Below are 18,702 nucleotides of genomic sequence, written 5' to 3' on the forward strand. Positions count from 1 at the left end.
AAATTATAGGCTGTGTTACAAAAATATATCCTATTTTAGCTCCTTCACTTAATCATCTAACCAATAAGTTTCATCATGAAGCAACGCTCTACACAAAGCAGCCGCGTAAAAAGATCGCTGCTGTTGCTGTGTTCCCTTGGCCTAATGGCTTCACCCACCATGGCACAAAACAGTGCCTCAGCCAACGGGAAGGATAAAGACAAAAGCGACAAAAAAGAGCTGCCACTGGAGGCAGCCCGAAAGATCAAGATTAATACTACGGAAGGCTCCTGGCTGGCACTGGACGTAAGCCCTGATGGCAGCAGGATTATCTTCGATATGCTGGGCGACCTGTACCTGCTTCCTATAGGTGGCGGTAAAGCCGAACAACTGACCTCCGGTATGTCTTTCGACACACAGGCTAAATTTAGTCCGGATGGTAATTCCATCGTGTTTATCTCCGACAGAAGTGGCTCTGATAACGTCTGGACCATGGACCTGGCAACTAAAAAGCCTCGCCAGATCAGCAAGAGCAATAACGAGAACTACCAGTCTGCAGAGTGGACACCAGATGGCAATTATATCATTGCTGCTAAAGGCCGTCGTAACCTGAAGCTACACATGTTCCATAAAGACGGTGGCAGCGGTGCCGAGCTCACAAAAGAGCCGGAGAACATGAAGACTGTAGAACCTGCTTTTGGGAAAGACAGCCGCTACATCTGGTTTGCAAAGCGTACCAGCGCCTGGAACTACAACGCTCAGCTACCACAATACCAGTTGGCAACTTATGACCGCGAGACTGGCGAAGTAGATACCCGTACCTCCCGTTATGGCTCTGCCTTTACTCCTACCCTTTCGCCAGATGGAAATTGGCTGGTATACGGTACACGCTATAACGATCAAACCGGTCTTGTAGCTCAGAACCTGAAAACAGGCGAAGAGAAATGGCTGGCCTACCCGGTACAGCGCGATGAGCAGGAGTCTATCGCTCCGCTTGGTGTGCTTCCTGCCATGTCGTTTACCCCTGACAGCAAGAACCTAGTGGCCTCATATGGTGGCAAAATCTATAGCTTGCCTATAGCTGGTGGAGCAGCAAAGGAAATTCCTTTTGAAGTGAACACCGAAATTGAGGTTGGTCCTAAGCTAGACTTCAAGTTCCCGATCAAGGATGACAAAATGATGACGGTAACACAGATTCGCGATGCCGCTGTTTCTCCGGATGGCAAGCGTGTTGTGTTTACGGCTCTTGACAGGCTTTACATTATGGATTACCCGAACGGTACACCAAAGCGCCTGACGGATGCTGATTACACAGAAGCTCAACCAGCCTGGTCGCCAGACGGTAAGCAAATTGCTTATGTAACCTGGAGCGAGAAAACAGGTGGAGCCATTTACAGACTGAGCGCCAACGGCAAAGGTAAGCCTACAAAACTAACCCAGGAGCAAGGTATCTTTCAGGAGCCGGTTTGGTCGCCTAACGGTGAGCGCCTTGTGTTTGCCAAAGGATCGGCACAGGCTTACCGCGAAGAGCCGGGTCCGGGAGCTTTTGGCTCACGTGAAAGTATAAATTGGATTCCAGCCAAAGGCGGGCAGAGCACTTTTGTTACTACAGCTGATGCAGGCTCTACACCACACTTCGTGAATGGTGAAAACCGCATCTACCTCTATAACAACAAAGAGGGTCTCCTTTCTATGCGTTGGGATGGCACAGACAAAAAGTCTCACGTGAAGGTGAGTGGCATTACTACCTTTGGTTCTGTTGAGGACATGATAGAGGAGGAAATGAACCTCAACATGCACCTGCACGAGCAAGCGCCAAAAGAGAAGCCTTCTACTGCAGCTACAGTTATCAAGGCTCCGGTAGGCGACAGAGCGTTAGCTTTGATCAACAACGAAATCTATGTGGTTACTATCCCGGTAGTAGGTGGTGAAACTCCTGCTATTTCTGTGGCTGAGGTAACGAAGTCTCAGTTCCCGAGCTGGAAGCTTACTGAAATTGGCGGTCAGTTCCCAAGCTGGTCTGCAGATGGCAAGAAAGTATACTGGTCTATCGGTAACGGCTTCTTTGCTTACGACCTGGAGGCAGCCATTGCCCAGCAGCGCAAAAACGAAGCGAAGGATACCGCTGAAGATAAGAAGGAGAAAGCCGATGCTACTACAGCCACACCTGATTCTCTAGGTACAGAGGCTGTAAAAGTAGAGGGCTATAAGCCGGTAGAGACGAAAATTGCCATTCAGGTAGAGCGCGACATCCCGCAGGGAACTATACTGCTACAAGGTGCCCGCCTCATTACCATGAAAGGCGACGAGATAATTGAAAACGGCGACATCCTGATTGAGAATAACCGTATCAAGGCTGTTGGTCCTTCAGGTTCACTTAATGCACCAAAAGGAGTTAAGGTGGTAGATGTGAAAGGCAAAACCATCACGCCTGGTTTTGTGGATACACATGCGCACATGTGGCCTCGTTGGGGTGTACATACTAACCAAGTATGGATTTATGCAGCTAACCTGGCTTATGGTGTTACCACTACCCGCGACCCACAAACTGCTACTACCGACGTGTTGACGTACGCAGACATGGTGGATGCAGGTAAGATCATTGGTCCAAGAGTATACTCTACTGGCCCAGGTGTAGGCTATTGGTCTTACAACCTCAAGAGCCAGGAGCACGCGAAGCAGGTGCTGCGCCAGTACTCTGAGTATTACAACACCAAAACTATTAAAATGTACCTGGTAGGTAACCGCCAACACCGCCAGTGGATCATAATGGCGGCTAAAGAGCAGGGGCTGTTACCGACAACAGAAGGTGGCCTTGACTTTAAGCTGAACATGACGCAGGCCATCGATGGTTACCCAGGTCATGAGCACTCCTTCCCCATCTACCCACTGTACAAAGACGTGGTAGACTTCGTATCAGCGTCGCAGATGGCTTATACGCCTACCCTACTGGTATCTTACGGTGGCCCTTGGGCAGAGAACTACTATTACGCCACTGAAAATGTGAATGGTGATAAGAAGCTTAACTACTTCACACCCAAGTACGAGCTGGATGCCAAGTCTCGCCGCAGACCAGGCTGGTTTATGAAAGAGGAGCACATTTTTGAGCGCCACGCTGAGTTCGTCAATAAACTGGTGAAGGCCGGTGGTCTGGCTGGTGTGGGTTCTCATGGGCAGTTGCAGGGCCTAGGCTACCACTGGGAGCTTTGGTCGGTGCAATCGGGTGGTATGAGCAACCACGACGCACTGAAGGTTGCCACCATACTTGGAGCTAAGTCACTAGGTCTGGATGGGGACATCGGCTCTATCGAGAATGGTAAATTAGCCGACCTTGTTATTATGGATGAAAACCCACTGGAGAACATCCGTAACTCCAACACCATTAAGTTTGTCATGCGCAACGGGCGTTTGTACGATGGAGAAACCCTAGATGAGCTTGCACCAACCAAGCGTAAGGCTCCGGCCTTCGAGTGGCACAGCATGCAGCCGCTGGGTGTACCAGGCATTAAGAACTAAGTTGTACGTGATAATTTTAGTTAAAAGCCTCCCGCTAAGTAAGCGGGAGGCTTTTATTTTGTACACCAAACTTAACTCTTGATGAAGGTATACCCGTATCTATACAAAACTCAAAAAACGAACTATGAAAAAGACCCTTTCTCACCTGCTGTTAAGCTTTATGTTATGTGCAGCTGTTGCCTGCGGCGGAAGTACACAAGACCAAGAAGAAGGTAAATCCCCGGTATCAGCCGACGATCCGAAAGCTCCCACCACAGCTCCTGATAAACCCACAACTGATATAGGTGAAGGACTTGAAGATTCTGCAGCCACTATAGAACAGTCGCAGGACAGCCTGTAGAAAGATTTAAGCGGAGGAACAGGTGTTAAAAAGTGGATCTAAACATGCTGCTTTGGCTTTAGCAATAGTACCTTTGCCTCATAAACACCACTTATGAGAAAGTTAACCCTCAACCTATTGATAATTACGGTTTTGACCGCCACTCTCTCCTGCAAAAGCGATAGCAAAGATGCACAGGAGCAGTTTCGGGAGCGTCGGCAGGCCATTCTGGACCGTGATGAAAACACACCAACTGCTACTGCTGAGGATCCGGTTGCAACTGTAGGAAAGGCTCCTGCCCCCACTTCGGATACTCCGTCAAAACCAGCTACGGCAGCCGGCGACAAAGTAGTAGGTATAAAAGATGGTGACACGGTGGTGCTGCTCCGCAATGGGCAGGAGGTAACGGTGCGCTTGTATGGTGTAGATACTCCAGAAAAGAATCAGGCATTCGGGCAAAAAGCCAAGGAATATACTTCCAATCTGGCTTTTGGTAAAAACGTGCGCCTTATTGTAAATAACACCGATCGCTATGGCCGCACAGTAGGCACCATTATACTTCCGGATGGGCGAAGCCTGAATGAGGAGCTGGTGCGCAACGGCTATGCCTGGCACTATAAAGCTTACTCGAACGATAAGAACCTGGCAAACGCCGAGGCCGATGCCCGCCGTTTCAAACGTGGTCTGTGGCAGGATGCTAAACCTGTTGCGCCATGGGACTTCCGTAAAGAGCAACGCAGTGGCAGTAGCTCCAGCACTGCTTCCAGTACCTCTAACGCCCCTATCCCTGCCGGTGCCACTAAACGTACGGTTTATCTTTGCAACAGCGGTGGCTCATCGGTGTACCACCTCGATAGCAGCTGCCATGTCCTGAAGCGTTGCAAAGAAGAGGTCATCAAAACCACAGAAGCCGCTGCCATTAGGGAGTATGGGCGCAGAGCCGACAAAACCTGCAGCAGGTAAAGCATATTTTTTATACCTTTAATTTTCGCCAAGCAATATTATACATGAATTTACCCTTCATTGAACCTTTGGCACGACGTGTAAAGAGTGCCGCCCTATTACTAATCTTTTGCGCCGCTACCTCCTGCCAAACAGGAGCATCAGACGAAACAACGCAGACAGATGCTGTATCAAGTGAACCGGAGGTAACAGCTGCTGTAGCCACCGAAAAAAGACCTGCTCCCGAATTCTTTGCTATTCCTGAAGAAATGCTTAAAAAACGCGTGTGGATTTGTGAGGACAACCAGTCAGACATTTTCCACGTGAAGCATGACTGTCCAATTCTGGTGCAGTGCAAAGGAAAAGGTACTTTCAGAAACCTACTGCTCCCCAGAGCCATCGAAGACTACGGACGCTATAATTGCCAGGAGTGCAGCGAAGACTTAGACTTCATTTTCGATCAGGACGCTGTGAGAGAACTTGGTAAATAAAAGAGCATGCCAAGGCAGTACGTTTCATAACTGCCTTGTAAAAAACAGGGAGCTTCTGCCGCAGCAGGAGCTCCCTGTTTTATTAGGAAGTACAAGTGTACTTATTTTTTACCGTGCAATACCAACAAAGGCACCTTTGCCTGGTAAGTCATACGCTCGGCAAGGCTTTGTGAAAACAGGCTTTTCAGAAAACCTTTCTCCCTCCTTACAAGAGCCAGCACATCGCCTCCTACCTGGGTATAATAGTCATTCAACCCTTCGTCGCGGTGCTTGCTGGTAACCTCATGAAATGTGAGTGGCACATTCGGAAACAGCTCCTTTAGCTCCGCCCTGAAAGCGGCAGCCTCTTCCCCATCCTGCTTCTCGCGTCCTTTTACCACGTGTACCACATCTATCGTTGCCCCAAAACAGCTACCTAAGCTTACCACTTCTTTGATAGCTTGTATGTCTTCTGGGCTATAGTCGGATGCATACACAATGTGCTCAACCCGAGGAGCTGGGGCACTAACCGGTACCGACAGCACCGAGCACTTTACCTCTTCGATTACGGCCTCTGTGTTACTACCAATCAAGAGTTCTTCCATTGTGCTATCCACCCCTGTTGTCCCCATCACAATCAGGTCGTAGCCTTCTTTTTTACTTAATTGCTCGGCAATATCTGTTAGAAGAGCTTCTTTAAGAATATAGTCACATGTAAAGCCGCCATCGCGGTTTGCGCCAAACTTCTCTTCCATATGCAGCACCATGGCTTTCAGCTTCTCAGCGGCAGTGCGCATCTGCTCCCCCAGCAGTTCGCTTGCCACCAGCGCTGTTTCCGATGTGTCTACAATTGGCAGGTGCACCACATGCAGTAGCGTAAGGTGCGCTCCGGCATGCTGTGCTATATGCACAGCATACTCCACAGCCTTCCCCGAGGTACCAGAGAAGTCAGTGGGACATAGTATTTTCCTCATTTTTGCGTTTGTTGTTGTTAGCTTGTGTCTGATTATATCATCATATTACTATGTATACGCAAGTTTAGCAAGAGGTTAATAACATAATATCATAACCACATCAGATTTGTGCAATGTAAAACACTTAAACACTATGTATAACTACGGATATTCCAATTAATGGCATCACATTAAGTTGGATGCTGATAACAAAGTGATGACATTTAAAAAGCCCCACCGGCTGTATCAGCTGGTGGGGCTTTCTTTTTCTTTTTGTACTTTATCAACCTGTCATCAGAGCTCCAGGTGCTTGTTCCTGTCTGTCGGCCTGTACCAGGCGGTCTAACATATCGCGCGCTTCCTGGCAAGTATCTACGTGGTACTTGGCAACCGAAGAGGCTGTACCAACTTTGATAGTATATGAATTGCGCGGCATGGCTTTGAATATGTCTTCGTCGCCCCAATCGTCGCCTACGGCCATTACAAACTTATGCGGGAACTTGCTTAGCCAGTAACTGGAAGCCTTACCCTTGTTGATTTCCTGGGCTTTCACCTCTACAGCCATTTGCCCATCCAGCACCTGCAGGTTACTGTTAGATGCCAGGAAGTTTAAGTGGCTCACCAACTCACGGGCACGAAGCTCGCCTAAGCCGGTTTCTACGCGGCGGTAGTGCCACACCAGCGAATACTCTTTCTCTTCTATAAACGAGCCAGGGGTACGGTCTACATACAGATCCAGGATCAGGCGGATATCTTTTTTCCAGTCGTCCATCAGGCTCAGCATGGTTTGCCAGCCAGTGCCACGCTGCTTTATCCAAACGCCGTGCTCGGCAATAATATCGATGTTCAGGTGACCTAACCAGTCCTGCATAGTAGCTTTCTCACGGCTGCTCATTACAACCACCCTGTTTTTAGGGTTACTGCTCAAACGCTCCAGCAACTCCATCAGGTCATCATCCGGGCGGGCCATCAGTGGTCGGTGGCGGTAGTCTACTAAGGCACCATCATACTCCAGGAAGAACAGACGCGAACTGGAAGATTCGTAGGCATTGCTCATCTCCAGGAAGGTAGATTCGTCGAGGTAAGAGGTTGCCAGCGACAGCTGCTTTATCTTTACATAAGACAGGCGGTCCATAAACATACTTACCCAATGGTGGATATTATAGCGACGGAGCGACTCCTGCATGTTGCGCATATGCTGTATCTGCTCCTCTTCCGGCATCACCAAGGCTTGGTAGATAGAATCTACCATTTGGTTGATGTCGTTCGGGTTGATCAGCAGGGCATCAGACAGCTCTTTAGACGCTCCGGCCATCTCACTAAGTATAAGCACACCTTTCTGATCCAGCTTACTGGCCACATACTCCTTGCAGACCAGGTTCATCCCATCGCGCATAGGCGTTACCAGTGCTACATCTGCCATGCGATAGAAGGCGGATAGCGTTTCGAGTGGGTATGAGCGGTAGAAATACTGAATCGGGTTCCAGCTTATGTCGCTATACTTACCGTTGATGCGGCCCACCATCTCGTCGACCTCTTCTTTCAGCTCTTTGTACTTCTCCACGGCATCGCGGCTTGGCACCACCAACATCAGCAAGGTTACCTTCTCATGGAACTCCGGATGTTTCTCCAGGAAGAGCTCAAATGCTTTCAGGCGCTGTGCAATACCTTTTGAGTAGTCGAGGCGGTCAATGGAAAGTATGATTTTTTCTGCGTTGAGGTTGTTGCGGTAAATACGCTCCCGCTTTTTCACTTCTTCTAACGCAGCGGTTCCTGAGTACTTTTCATAGTCAATTCCCATCGGGAACGAGTCAACTAGCAGCGAGCGGTTAGGTGTATGAATCCACCCGTGCATGCTGCCATGGCCGACAAGCCTGTTTACTGAGCTGAGGAAGTGACGCATATCATCGTAGGTATGGAAGCCTACAAGGTCGGATCCCAACATGCCTTCCAGCAATTCTTTTCGCCATGGCAAGAGGCGGAATACCTCATAACTCGGGAACGGGATGTGCTGGAAAAAGCCGATAGTACTGTCAGGCAGTTTCTCGCGAAGCATGCTTGGCAGTAGCAACAACTGGTAGTCGTGTACCCAGATAGTGTCTTCTGGCCCAGCCTGCTTCACCACCTCTTCGCAATACTTTTGATTAACCTTTACATAGGTTTCCCAAAGCTGCTGATCGTAGATAGCATATTGGCTAAAATAGTGAAAGGTTGGCCACAAGGTTTCGTTGCTGAAACCCTCATAAAACTCCTTGATCTCTGACTCTGTAAGGAAGACAGGGTGCATACTCTCCTGCTTCAGGTCAGTGGTAATCTGTTGCTGCTTAGCTTCTTCTGTCACCACCAAGCCAGGCCAGCCAATCCAAAGATTATCACCCTCCTTGTAAATAGAACCTAAGCCTGTAGCAAGTCCTCCCTCACTTGTCTTATAGCTCAGTTCTCCTTCTTTCTCTTGCAGTTTTACAGGTAGTCTGTTAGAAACGATAATCAGTTTTGCCATGCTCTGTGGTTTTGTTCCGGCATGCAGCGCAGCCTTGGGATTGAGTCGCAGATGAACTGCAGCTGTGTGCCGGGTAAAGGTTTATCTCCAGCGGTTGACACGCATCAACCTACCTTCACATACGTACATAGTGCGCCTCACGTTCTCTAATATAGTAAAATAACTATTAACAACTAAATTTTAACACAACTTATACACTTCAGCCTTAGCATATAACCCTTTGCGGCCTTCCGTAGTAATTCCCTTCAAACAGCAACCCGATGAAAGCCTATGACATCATTTGAAATATGGTACGAACAGTTTCAAAACATCTTTACCGGCCTGAGTATAATAGCAGCCGCCATTGTAGCAGGGTCTATTGCCAAGCACCTCATTTTCAAAGCACTAAATTTATATAACCGCCCAGACAACCCCATCCTCTTCAAGTCGCTGACGAGAAACCTGAGCGGTCCGTTTTCGCTGTTTCTACCCTTACTCTTCGTTACGATAGTGCTTCCTGTTCTGCCCTACGAACAGAACATAATAGAGGGAATGCGCCGGTTAACAGAAATTCTTAACATCGTTGCTTTTGCCTGGATTCTTATAAAACTCACAGATGTGGCCCGTGACATGGTACGCCACAAGTATAACATAGAGAATAAGCCTGATAATATTCGAGAGCGCAGGCTAATAACGCAGTTGCAGTTTCTCCGGAAGGTTACCGTTGTTACCATCCTATTCATAGCAACCTCGCTTATACTGTTGAGCTTTGACCCGGTACGCAGGCTGGGCACAGGTCTTTTAACCTCTGCAGGTGTGGCAGGCGTGGTTGTAGGCTTCGCTGCCCAAACATCCATTGCCAACCTGTTGGCGGGCTTGCAGATAGCCTTTACACAACCTATCAGGATGGATGATGTGCTGGTAGTGGAAGGTGAATTTGGCCGGGTAGAGGAAATAACGCTTACCTATGTTGTGCTGCGGATCTGGGATAACCGTCGCCTGATTCTGCCTTTGAACTACTTTATTCAGAAGCCGTTCCAGAACTGGACACGCACCGGCTCCGACATACTGGCTACTGTGTACCTCTACACAGATTATACTGTCCCCATTGAGCCCCTACGAAAGGAGTTTGACCGTGTGCTTGCCTCTACAGAATTGTGGGACAGGCAAGTGTCGGTGCTGCAGGTAACAGACTCCAAAGAGCGTACCCTGGAGCTGCGGGCGCTCATGAGTGCCCAGAGTTCCGGCATTGCCTGGGACCTGCGCTGTTACGTGCGTGAGAAGCTAATTGACTTTATACAGCGCAACTACCCAAATGCCTTACCTAAAACCCGTAGCGAATTTGTGGGCGATAAATTGCCGCCCTTACCAGAGCTTTCGTAACTTCAGCCTGCCCAACCAAAGTATAGCTTATGAATTTCTTCGACGGCATTGACCCGATGCTGGTAGACTGGGTTATTATACCTGCCCTTATCTTTTTTGCTCGCATATGCGATGTTACACTCGGCACCTTACGCATCGTCTTTGTTTCTAAAGGCGATAAAGTGGTGGCTCCCATACTTGGCTTTCTGGAGGTGTTGATCTGGCTAATTGCCATCACACAGGTGATGGAGAACCTGAGCAATGTAGCCTCCTACCTGGCATGGGCAGGTGGCTTTGCCATGGGTAACTTTCTGGGGCTACGCGTAGAGCAGAAGCTTGCCTTAGGCCAGATGGTAGTGCGGGTTATCACTGTAGAGCCGGCTGATAAACTGATTGATCGCCTGAAGGGCCACGGTTACCGCCTCACATGTATTGATGCACGAGGTACGCGTGGGAAGGTAAACCTACTCTTCCTTATTGTAAAGCGCAAAAAGCTGCAGCACTTGCTCAATATCATCCACGATTACAACCCACAGGCATTCTATTCTGTTGAGGACGTGCGTTCTGTATCAGAGATTGGTCTTGCACAGGCAGAAACAGAGAGAGGGGCAGATGTTCGCAAGCTGTTTCCCCTACGTAAAGGCAAATAGCAGCAAGACAATTGCTAATGTAACTCCTTGGGATATTTATATAAAACAGAAGCCGCCACCGCTAATAATCTTTGCGGTGGCGGCTTCTGTTTTATACTTACTCCAGGTTAAGCTTGATTCTGTCTAGAAGATAGCTTGAAGTATGTTACAGCCATTGGCGGTAATTTCAGAGTAACAGAATGTTCCTGCCCATGGAATGGCTCCGGCATGCTCGGGATCGGCTCCAGGTTATGCACATTGCTGCCTCCATAACGGCTATCGTCTGAGTTGAATACCTGAACCCATTCGCCTGCATGTGGCACACCCATGCGGTAATGCTCATGCAAGGCCGGTGTAAGGTTACAAACTACCAGTATCTCATCTCCTGGGTTGTTTCCTTTGCGCAGGAAGCTGATTACAGAATTGTGAGCATCGTTTATGTCCACCCACTGGAAACCCTCCGGGCTGAAGCTGTGTGCATACATGGCTGGCTCGGCCTTGTAAATAGCATTCAGCTCACGCAGCAGTTCCTGGATTCCATGGTGAGGGCCATACTGCAGCAAGTGCCAATCCAAGCTGCTGTCGTGGTTCCATTCAGAACCCTGTGCTATATCAGCCCCCATGAACAGGAGCTTGGCTCCAGGGTGAGCATACATATAGGCATAGAGCGTGCGCAGGTTAGCAAAACGCTGCCAATCATCGCCTGGCATTTTATTCAGCAGAGATCCTTTGCCATGCACTACCTCATCGTGTGAAAGCGGCAACATAAACCTTTCGGAGAAGGCATAAACAAGGCTAAACGTAATCTCTCCCTGATGGTAGCGACGGTAGATAGGATCTGTAGAGAAGTAGTGCAGCGTATCGTGCATCCAGCCCATCATCCACTTCATATTGAAGCCCAGGCCGCCGTTTTCTACAGGACCAGTAACTGCCGGCCATGCGGTGGACTCCTCCGCGATAGTGAGCACCTCCGGGAAGTTGTTATGCACGGCATGGTTAAACTCTTTCAGGAAAGAGATGGCCTCCAGGTTCTCCCGCCCGCCATGCTCATTAGGTATCCACTCCCCCTCTTTGCGGCTGTAGTCCAGGTACAGCATGGAAGCCACTGCATCCACACGCAGTCCGTCTACATGGTATTTATCCAGCCAAAACAACGCATTACTGATCAGGAATGACCTAACTTCGCTACGGCCATAGTTAAAGATATAGCTGTTCCAGTCTGGGTGGAAGCCTTTGCGCGGATCGGCATGCTCAAACAAGTGTGTACCATCGAAGTAGGCAAGGCCATGCTCATCAGACGGGAAGTGCGAAGGCACCCAGTCCATGATTACGCCGATACCATGTTGGTGCAGCACATCGATCAGGTACATCAGGTCCTCTGGTTCGCCCAACAGGCTGTGTGCGGCAAAGTATCCGGTAATCTGGTAGCCCCAGGAGCCACTGAACGGGTGGTGCATTACCGGCATCAGTTCCACGTGGGTAAAGCCCAGATCCTTAACATAGCGTGGAAGCTCATCTGCCAGCTCGCGGTACGTAAGCGGGCGGTTATCTTCCTCCGGCTTGCGGCGCCAGGAGCCCAGGTGCAGCTCATACACACTGTAAGGCTGTGGCTGTCCGGCTTTGTTCTTACGCTCATCAATCCAGGCCTGGTCGTTCCACTGGTACTCCAGCTTGCTCACAATAGAGGCTGTTTGCGGCGGCACCTCACGGCGGAAGGCAAACGGGTCACTCTTCTCGACATGGTACAGGTGGTATTTAGACTTGATGTGGTACTTGTACATCACGCCAATTTCCACATCCGGTATAAAGCCTTCCCATATGCCGGAGCCATCCAGGCGCACGTGCAACTGGTGGCTGTCACGGCTCCAGCCGTTGAACTCACCCATTACCGATACCTGATCGGCATTAGGAGCCCAAACAGCAAAGTATGTACCCTGCCTGCCACTCACTTCCATCGGGTGGGAGCCAAGCTTTAAGTATAGGTTATAGTGTCTGCCCTCTTTAAAGAGGTAGATATCGAAATCTGTGAAGAGACTGGCATACCAAACAGACATATCTTGCGGCTGATCTGCAGGCACGATAACATCACCAGTCTCTACAACCTTGGTGGCTGCTGTTTTACTACCGGTGCCGTGCACATTCATCTTTACAGCCTCTATTACGCCATCCTTCGCTGCCACTTCAACAGGCACATCTTCCTCTGTTCCTTTCTTAGGCCTTCCGCGTCTCTTGGCAGTAGCGGTTTTGCCAGTATCTTCAGCTACACCTGCAACTGGCACACCCGATTCATCCAATGGCACATCAGAGGCTTTCTTACGGCCCCGCTTAGCCGAAGGCTTCGCAGTTGCCTCCGCCTCTGCCTCCTCGGCTGCCATAGGCTTTTTCTTGCGCGTAGTGCCAGCTTTAGAGGTTGTTGCTTTGGTTGCCTTTTCTGTATCGGTGGTCTCGGGGGTTGTGCTTTCTTTTCTCTTAGCCATTCTTATACTTTTTCATGATGTATTTGATGCCTCTGATAGGGATGAGCACCCAATCCGGACGGTTATTCAATTCATAGCCCAGCTCATAGATCGCTTTCTCCAGTAAGAAGGTATGGATGAGTATCTCAAAGTCCTCCTCCTTAGCCGGCACAATACCAGTACCCATGGTTTTAGCAAGGTAGCTGTGCATGTAGAAGCCACTCGCATAGTGGTACCACTGTTCAGCCCAAGCCTCCAGGTAATCTAAGTCCTCCTTACGCAAACCTTCTTCCTGGAACAGGGCATTATAGGCTGCATAATGGAAGGAGCGGATCATACCCGCCACATCACGCAGGGCTGAGCGCTTCAGGCGGCGTTCGCTGAAGGAACGTGCTGGCTCACCCTCAAAGTCGATGATGTAGAAGTCTTTGCCTGTAAACAGCACCTGCCCCAGGTGATAGTCACCGTGGGTACGGATCTTCTGAGTATCGATTTTGTGGGCAAATATCATTTTCAGACGCTCCAGAATCTCCTCACGCATCTGTAGCACTTCCTCTGCCTCACCTCTTACATGCTCCGGCAGGTTTGGCAGGTGCTTCTGCAAGCTGTCGAAGTTGCTGCGTACCAGGGAAGTGAGCGAAGAGTATAACGACCGCTGATAGTGCAGCGAGAAGTTATCCGGTACAAAGTCTTTGTCATCGGTGATGGAGCCCAGCGCCAGGTGCATCTCTGCTGTACGCTGGCCGAGTAGTTCCACACGTTCTACATGAGCACCGCCAATCTGTAGCTGCACCTCCTCCGGAATCTCAGAGAAAGACAGCGGACGGGACAGTGTACCAGCTACCTGACCTAGTTTTGTACGCTCGGTCTGGGTTTGCAGGCGCTCATACAGGCGTTTCAGGGAATCTCCGATATAGCTCCAGGCATCGCCCTGGTTTGGCACCAGTTCCTGCAGCATCATCAGCACCATAGGCTGCTTCTTATCCTCATGCTGTTCTAACGATCCCAGGTAACGTGGCACATGCGCAAAGCCTACGTGCTCGGTTAGCATCCGCACCACCTCCACATCAGGGTTCATGGTGCGGTCCAGCTTACGGTATACCTTCATAAAGAAGGTGTTGTTATAGATAATGGAAGTATTACTTTGCTCTGCGGCGAGTATTTTGGATGTTACCGGTCCCTCGACGTTACGCAGTTCAACAGCCACATTTCTATCGCTCAGTCCGATCAGCTCTGCATCGTTATGGCGTATTCTTTTGCGCCTGGCCATTAGCTGCAGCAGCAGCTGACGGAAGTCGTCGCTGTAGAGGGCATCGTACAAGATACCTTCCTTGCCGTCTATACTTACACGCGCTATAACGGCATTAGCGCTAGAGTTACGTAGATCCTGCTCCTGCTCTCCTGATGCAAAGGCAACCGGTAGTTGGTACAGCTCTGGCAGACCTTCGTTGTAGCTAACCTCTACAAACAGCATTGCTGCTCCACCTTTGCTTAGCGGCATCGGCATGTTCTGGATAACTTGCATGCGCTGCATGGTACGTGCTTTACCTCCAAACCAGCGGCGCTGCCAGATGTACTGTGGCAGCACATGGCTTTCCAGCTCGCGCAGCGTGCGTGCATCCAGTGGCTGCTTTAGGCTGCTCATCTGAACGGCAGGCTTAGACTGATCCTGACCGGAATCCTTGTTTGCCTCCTGCGGACGAAGCTCCAGCCAGTAGTACCCGTGGCCGCCTATCGTAAACAAATATGACTCATCCTTGACACCCGGGAACTTGTTCTTGCTGAATACCTCCACCGGAACATGACCTTTGTAGTCGCGCAGGTCCAGCTCCACAGCCTCAGGGAAGCGCGACAGGTTGGCGATTACCAGGATAGTCTCGTCCTCATACTCCCGCACAAAAGCCAGTACTTTGGAGTTGCTTGGGTTCAGGAACTTTATACTTCCGCGGCCAAAGGCTTTGTAACGCTTGCGCATGTTAATAGTGCGGCGCATCCACCAGAGCAGCGAGTTGGCATTATGGTTCTGCGTGTCCACATTCACCGACTCATACTTATACTCTGGGTCGATGATAACTGGCAGGTACAGCTTCTGAGGGTTTGCATCTGAGAAGCCTGCATTACGGTTATCGTTCCACTGCATCGGTGTACGCACACCATCGCGGTCGCCCAGGTAGTAGTTGTCGCCCATGCCAATCTCATCGCCATAGTATACCACCGGCGTACCTCGCATCGAGAACAGCAGAATGTTCATCAGCTCGATCTTAGCGCGGTCGTTGCCCAACAGTGGGGCCAGGCGGTGGCGTATACCCAGGTTAATGCGAGCCTGCGGATCCTTCGTGTATACTTTATACATGTAGTCGCGCTCCTCGTCGGTCACCATCTCCAGCGTCAGCTCATCGTGGTTACGCAGGAACATAGCCCACTGGCAACTCTCTGGTATGGCTGGCGTCTGGTTAAAGATGTCGATGATCGGATAACGGTCCTCCATCTTGAGCGACATGAACAGGCGCGGCATGATAGGGAAATGATAGTTCATGTGGCACTCGTCCCCGTTGCCAAAGTAAGAGGCAGAATCCTCCGGCCACATGTTCGCTTCAGCCAGCAGTAGCTTACCTGTATACTTCTGGTCCACGTGCGCGCGAAGCTTTTTCAGGAAATCGTGTGTCTCAGGCAGGTTCTCACCATTAGTACCCTCACGTTCGAACAGGTATGGCACGGCATCCAAACGGAAGCCATCTACGCCCAGATCGAACCAGTAATCAAGCGTTTTAAAAACCTCCTTTTGCACGGCAGGGTTGTCGTAGTTCAGGTCTGGCTGGTGCGAAAAGAAACGGTGCCAGTAGTATTGCTCCGCTACAGGGTCCCAGCTCCAGTTACTTGGCTCGTAGTCGGTAAAGATGATACGAACATCTTTATACTTGCTTGGGTCGTCGCTCCATACATACCAGTCTCTGTACTTAGAACCCTTCTTGGCCCGACGTGCCCGCTGGAACCACGGGTGCTGGTCGGAAGTGTGGTTGATAACCAACTCAGTGATAACCTTAAGACCACGCTTGTGTGCCTCCCGCACAAAAGCTTTAAAGTCCTGCATGTTGCCGTAGCTCGGGTTAATGCTAAAGTAGTCGGCAATATCGTAGCCGTCGTCGCGGAGAGGCGATGGGTAAAAGGGCAGCAGCCAAATGGCCGTTACTCCTAAGTCTTCGAGGTAATCAAGCTTTTGCATCAGGCCTTTAAAGTCGCCGATGCCGTCGCCGTTACCATCCTTAAAAGCTTTTATGTGCAGCTCATAAATAATGGCGTCTTTGTACCAATGGATGTTGTCGTCAAACTCGAATTTTTCGTCTGCCATAGTTGTGGTCAAAAGGGTTCTTTCTTAATGGTTGGTGTGGTGGTCATTCGGTAGCCAATTATCATCGAGGTTATCATGCCCCATACCTGGGTTTGCCTCTCCTATACGGAAAACATGCACCGGCATCTCATGCGGACGCAGCTCCACGTAATTAAACTCGCCTGTCCAGGTATACTTACGCTCTGTTAGCAGGTCGTGCACCAGGTACTGTTGGTCACTGTCCATTTTCAGCCTCCAGAGCGGCACTTTTACCCAGCCACTTTGTGTGTGGTGCGGGTCAAGGTTTACTACTACGAAAATTTTATTTCTAAAGTCGCTGCTCCACTTGGCGTAGCATAGTATGGCTTGGTTCTCACAGTCACCAAACTCAATGTTCCAGGTGGTTTGCAGGGCAGGGTTTACTTTTCTGATCTTGTTGATGAGTGTGATTACCTCTCGGATCTTAGTGAGCTTGCCCCAGTCCCAATGCTTAACCTCATACTTCTCAGAGTCATAGTACTCCTCTTTTCCTGGTACAGCCTGGTTAATGCCAAACTCATACACCGGGCCGTAGAGGCCATAGTTAGAAGACAGCGTAGCAGCCATTACCACACGGGTAATGTGTGTAGGCTCTCCACCCTCCTGCAGGGCATAAGGAAGTATATCAGGTGTGTTAGGCCAGAAGTTCGGGCGGAAGTACTCGCGCAGTTCAGACTGGGTAAGCTGCTGCATGTACTCTTTGATTTCCTCTACTGAGTTTCTCCAGGTGTAGTAAGTATAGGACTGCGTAAAGCCAATCTTCGCCAGGCGCTCCATCACGCGCGGGCGGGTAAAGGCCTCGCTCAGGAAAATTACCTGCGGATACTCTTTGTGCACCTCCGCTATTACCCACTCCCAGAAGCTGAAAGCCTTGGTGTGCGGATTGTCTACCCTGAACACAAACACTCCCTGCTCTATCCAGTGGAACAGCACGCGACGGAGCTCACGCCAAAGGTTTGGCCAGTCCTCCGTTTCGAAGTTAACAGGCAGCACATCCTGGTACTTTTTAGGCGGGTTTTCGGCATACTGCACGGTACCATCCGGGCGCCACTTAAACCACTGCGGGTGCTCTTTTACATACGGATGATCCGGAGAACACTGAATGGCAAAGTCCAGAGCCACCTCTATACCGTGCTCTCGTGCCTGATGCACAAATGTCCGGAAATCATCAAGTGTGCCTAGTTCAGGCAGGATAGCATCGTGGCCACCTTCGGCAGCACCAATTGCCCATGGTGAACCCGGCTCGCCAGGTTCTGAAGTTACAGAGTTGTTCTTACCCTTTCGGAAAGCACGGCCAATCGGGTGGATTGGTGGCAGGTAGATTGTATCGAAGCCCATCTCGGCAATGCGCGGCAACAGGCGAATACAGTCCTGAAAGGTGCCATGGCGCCCTGCCTCGTGAGCAGCAGACCTAGGGAAGAATTCGTACCATGCACTGAACAAAGCTTTCTTACGCTCTACGTCCAGCTGCAATACCTTGTCGTAAGTGGTTACATTCTGCTTATCGCAGCAGGCATCCATCAGGTCGCTTACATCGTGGCCTGTGGCAAAAGACACATCTTCAGCATGTGAGTGACTGTTACGCAGCTGCTCTGCCCATTTGCGAAGGCGCTTCTGCTGCCCTGGCTTGGCATTCTCGGCAGCGGCGTCCAGCAACTGGGCTCCTATTTGCAGCTCCACGGTTACATCCTGGTTTGCCTCAAACTTTTTCTTGAGCCCTTTCTGCCAGGTGTAAAAGTGATCTACCCAACCTTCGATGGTGTATTCATAGCGGCCCATAGCATCCGGCGTGAACGCTGCCTGCCAGCGGTCGTTGCCTAAGAATTGCATTGGCACCGCCTCCCAGTTCTTTCTGCGGCTGTGCCGGTAAAGTAGTCTGGCTTTAACCTCGTCATGCCCGTCGGCAAAAACATCAGCGGTTACTACCAGCTCCTCTCCCACCACACGCTTAGCTGGGAATCTGCCACAATTGATCTCGGGCTTTACATTTTCAATAACAATTCGTTTTGTTCCTTCGAGCTGTTCCATTAAGATATACTTCTGCTTTAACCGTTGTACGTACTTATCTGGGGTAAATATGTTTCGGTGAATATTCTAAGTAGATGCGCAACCCTCGTCAGCTGTCCCGGCAGTAGAGTGAATGTGCAAAAAAAATATCAATAGCTGTACTAATTCCGAATAAAAAATGCACAACCTAAAGCTCACAAAGTCAGTTAAAACGTGCTGAGAA

General features: G+C 50.0%; 11 protein-coding genes. 6 read left to right on the forward strand and 5 right to left on the reverse strand.

Features of this window, described 5'->3' with window-relative positions; genetic code table 11:
- Window positions 1-75 precede the first annotated feature (75 nt).
- The 4 genes from PKOR_RS22355 (at window position 76) to PKOR_RS22370 (ending at window position 5,247) form a co-directional block, all read left to right on the forward strand.
- A complete protein-coding gene (locus tag PKOR_RS22355; protein WP_052739032.1) occupies window positions 76-3,495 on the forward strand; it encodes an amidohydrolase family protein in 3,420 nt (1,139 codons plus the stop codon).
- 124 nt (window positions 3,496-3,619) lie between these two features.
- The gene (locus PKOR_RS22360; protein WP_046313616.1) at window positions 3,620-3,835 is read left to right on the forward strand and encodes a hypothetical protein; all 216 of its coding nucleotides are present in this window, start codon (window positions 3,620-3,622) and stop codon (window positions 3,833-3,835) included.
- Between the two features lie 93 nt (window positions 3,836-3,928).
- Window positions 3,929-4,777 (forward strand): thermonuclease family protein, encoded by an 849-nt coding sequence (locus tag PKOR_RS22365; RefSeq protein ID WP_046313617.1) that lies wholly within the window; start codon window positions 3,929-3,931, stop codon window positions 4,775-4,777.
- Between the two features lie 44 nt (window positions 4,778-4,821).
- On the forward strand, window positions 4,822-5,247 hold the full coding sequence (locus PKOR_RS22370) for a hypothetical protein (RefSeq protein WP_052739033.1): 426 nt from the start codon (window positions 4,822-4,824) through the stop codon (window positions 5,245-5,247).
- A gap of 101 nt (window positions 5,248-5,348) precedes the next feature.
- On the opposite strand, the gene PKOR_RS22375 is transcribed toward PKOR_RS22370, so the two are convergent.
- Both PKOR_RS22375 and PKOR_RS22380 read right to left on the reverse strand, forming a co-directional pair.
- A complete protein-coding gene (locus PKOR_RS22375) occupies window positions 5,349-6,200 on the reverse strand; it encodes a universal stress protein (protein ID WP_046313619.1) in 852 nt (283 codons plus the stop codon).
- Between the two features lie 262 nt (window positions 6,201-6,462).
- Entirely contained in the window at window positions 6,463-8,679 is a 2,217-nt protein-coding gene (locus PKOR_RS22380) for a bifunctional alpha,alpha-trehalose-phosphate synthase (UDP-forming)/trehalose-phosphatase (protein ID WP_046313620.1), read from the reverse strand.
- A 270-nt stretch (window positions 8,680-8,949) separates the two neighbouring features.
- Here PKOR_RS22380 and PKOR_RS22385 point away from each other — a divergent pair, with 270 nt between their 5' ends.
- Together PKOR_RS22385 and PKOR_RS22390 are read left to right on the forward strand one after the other, a co-directional pair.
- Window positions 8,950-10,041 carry a mechanosensitive ion channel family protein gene (locus tag PKOR_RS22385; protein WP_046313622.1) on the forward strand — a complete coding sequence of 364 codons (1,092 nt, stop codon included), beginning with the start codon at window positions 8,950-8,952 and terminating at the stop codon, window positions 10,039-10,041.
- A 29-nt stretch (window positions 10,042-10,070) separates the two neighbouring features.
- A complete protein-coding gene (locus PKOR_RS22390; protein ID WP_052739034.1) occupies window positions 10,071-10,670 on the forward strand; it encodes a DUF2179 domain-containing protein in 600 nt (199 codons plus the stop codon).
- 107 nt (window positions 10,671-10,777) lie between these two features.
- Here the strand turns inward: PKOR_RS22390 and glgB are convergent, their stop codons facing one another.
- The 3 genes from glgB to PKOR_RS22405 are packed head-to-tail and all read right to left on the reverse strand — an operon-like array spanning window position 10,778 to window position 18,500.
- Window positions 10,778-13,126 (reverse strand): 1,4-alpha-glucan branching protein GlgB, encoded by a 2,349-nt coding sequence (gene glgB / locus PKOR_RS22395; protein WP_071843180.1) that lies wholly within the window; start codon window positions 13,124-13,126, stop codon window positions 10,778-10,780.
- A complete protein-coding gene (gene treS, locus PKOR_RS22400; RefSeq protein WP_046313624.1) occupies window positions 13,119-16,454 on the reverse strand; it encodes a maltose alpha-D-glucosyltransferase in 3,336 nt (1,111 codons plus the stop codon). The genes glgB and treS overlap by 8 nt, the downstream gene beginning before the upstream one ends.
- Before the next feature lie 24 nt (window positions 16,455-16,478).
- Window positions 16,479-18,500 carry an alpha-1,4-glucan--maltose-1-phosphate maltosyltransferase gene (locus PKOR_RS22405; protein ID WP_046313626.1) on the reverse strand — a complete coding sequence of 674 codons (2,022 nt, stop codon included), beginning with the start codon at window positions 18,498-18,500 and terminating at the stop codon, window positions 16,479-16,481.
- Window positions 18,501-18,702: the final 202 nt, after the last annotated feature.

The organism is Pontibacter korlensis, assembly GCF_000973725.1.
GTDB lineage: Bacteria > Bacteroidota > Bacteroidia > Cytophagales > Hymenobacteraceae > Pontibacter > Pontibacter korlensis.

Coding starts and splice junctions, on each gene's coding strand:
- PKOR_RS22355 (WP_052739032.1), top strand. CDS start 76: ATGAAGCAACGCTCTACACAAAGCAGCCGCGTAAAAAGATCGCTGCTG.
- PKOR_RS22360 (WP_046313616.1), top strand. CDS start 3,620: ATGAAAAAGACCCTTTCTCACCTGCTGTTAAGCTTTATGTTATGTGCA.
- PKOR_RS22365 (WP_046313617.1), top strand. CDS start 3,929: ATGAGAAAGTTAACCCTCAACCTATTGATAATTACGGTTTTGACCGCC.
- PKOR_RS22370 (WP_052739033.1), top strand. CDS start 4,822: ATGAATTTACCCTTCATTGAACCTTTGGCACGACGTGTAAAGAGTGCC.
- PKOR_RS22375 (WP_046313619.1), bottom strand. CDS start 6,200: ATGAGGAAAATACTATGTCCCACTGACTTCTCTGGTACCTCGGGGAAG.
- PKOR_RS22380 (WP_046313620.1), bottom strand. CDS start 8,679: ATGGCAAAACTGATTATCGTTTCTAACAGACTACCTGTAAAACTGCAA.
- PKOR_RS22385 (WP_046313622.1), top strand. CDS start 8,950: ATGACATCATTTGAAATATGGTACGAACAGTTTCAAAACATCTTTACC.
- PKOR_RS22390 (WP_052739034.1), top strand. CDS start 10,071: ATGAATTTCTTCGACGGCATTGACCCGATGCTGGTAGACTGGGTTATT.
- glgB (WP_071843180.1), bottom strand. CDS start 13,126: ATGGCTAAGAGAAAAGAAAGCACAACCCCCGAGACCACCGATACAGAA.
- treS (WP_046313624.1), bottom strand. CDS start 16,454: ATGGCAGACGAAAAATTCGAGTTTGACGACAACATCCATTGGTACAAA.
- PKOR_RS22405 (WP_046313626.1), bottom strand. CDS start 18,500: ATGGAACAGCTCGAAGGAACAAAACGAATTGTTATTGAAAATGTAAAG.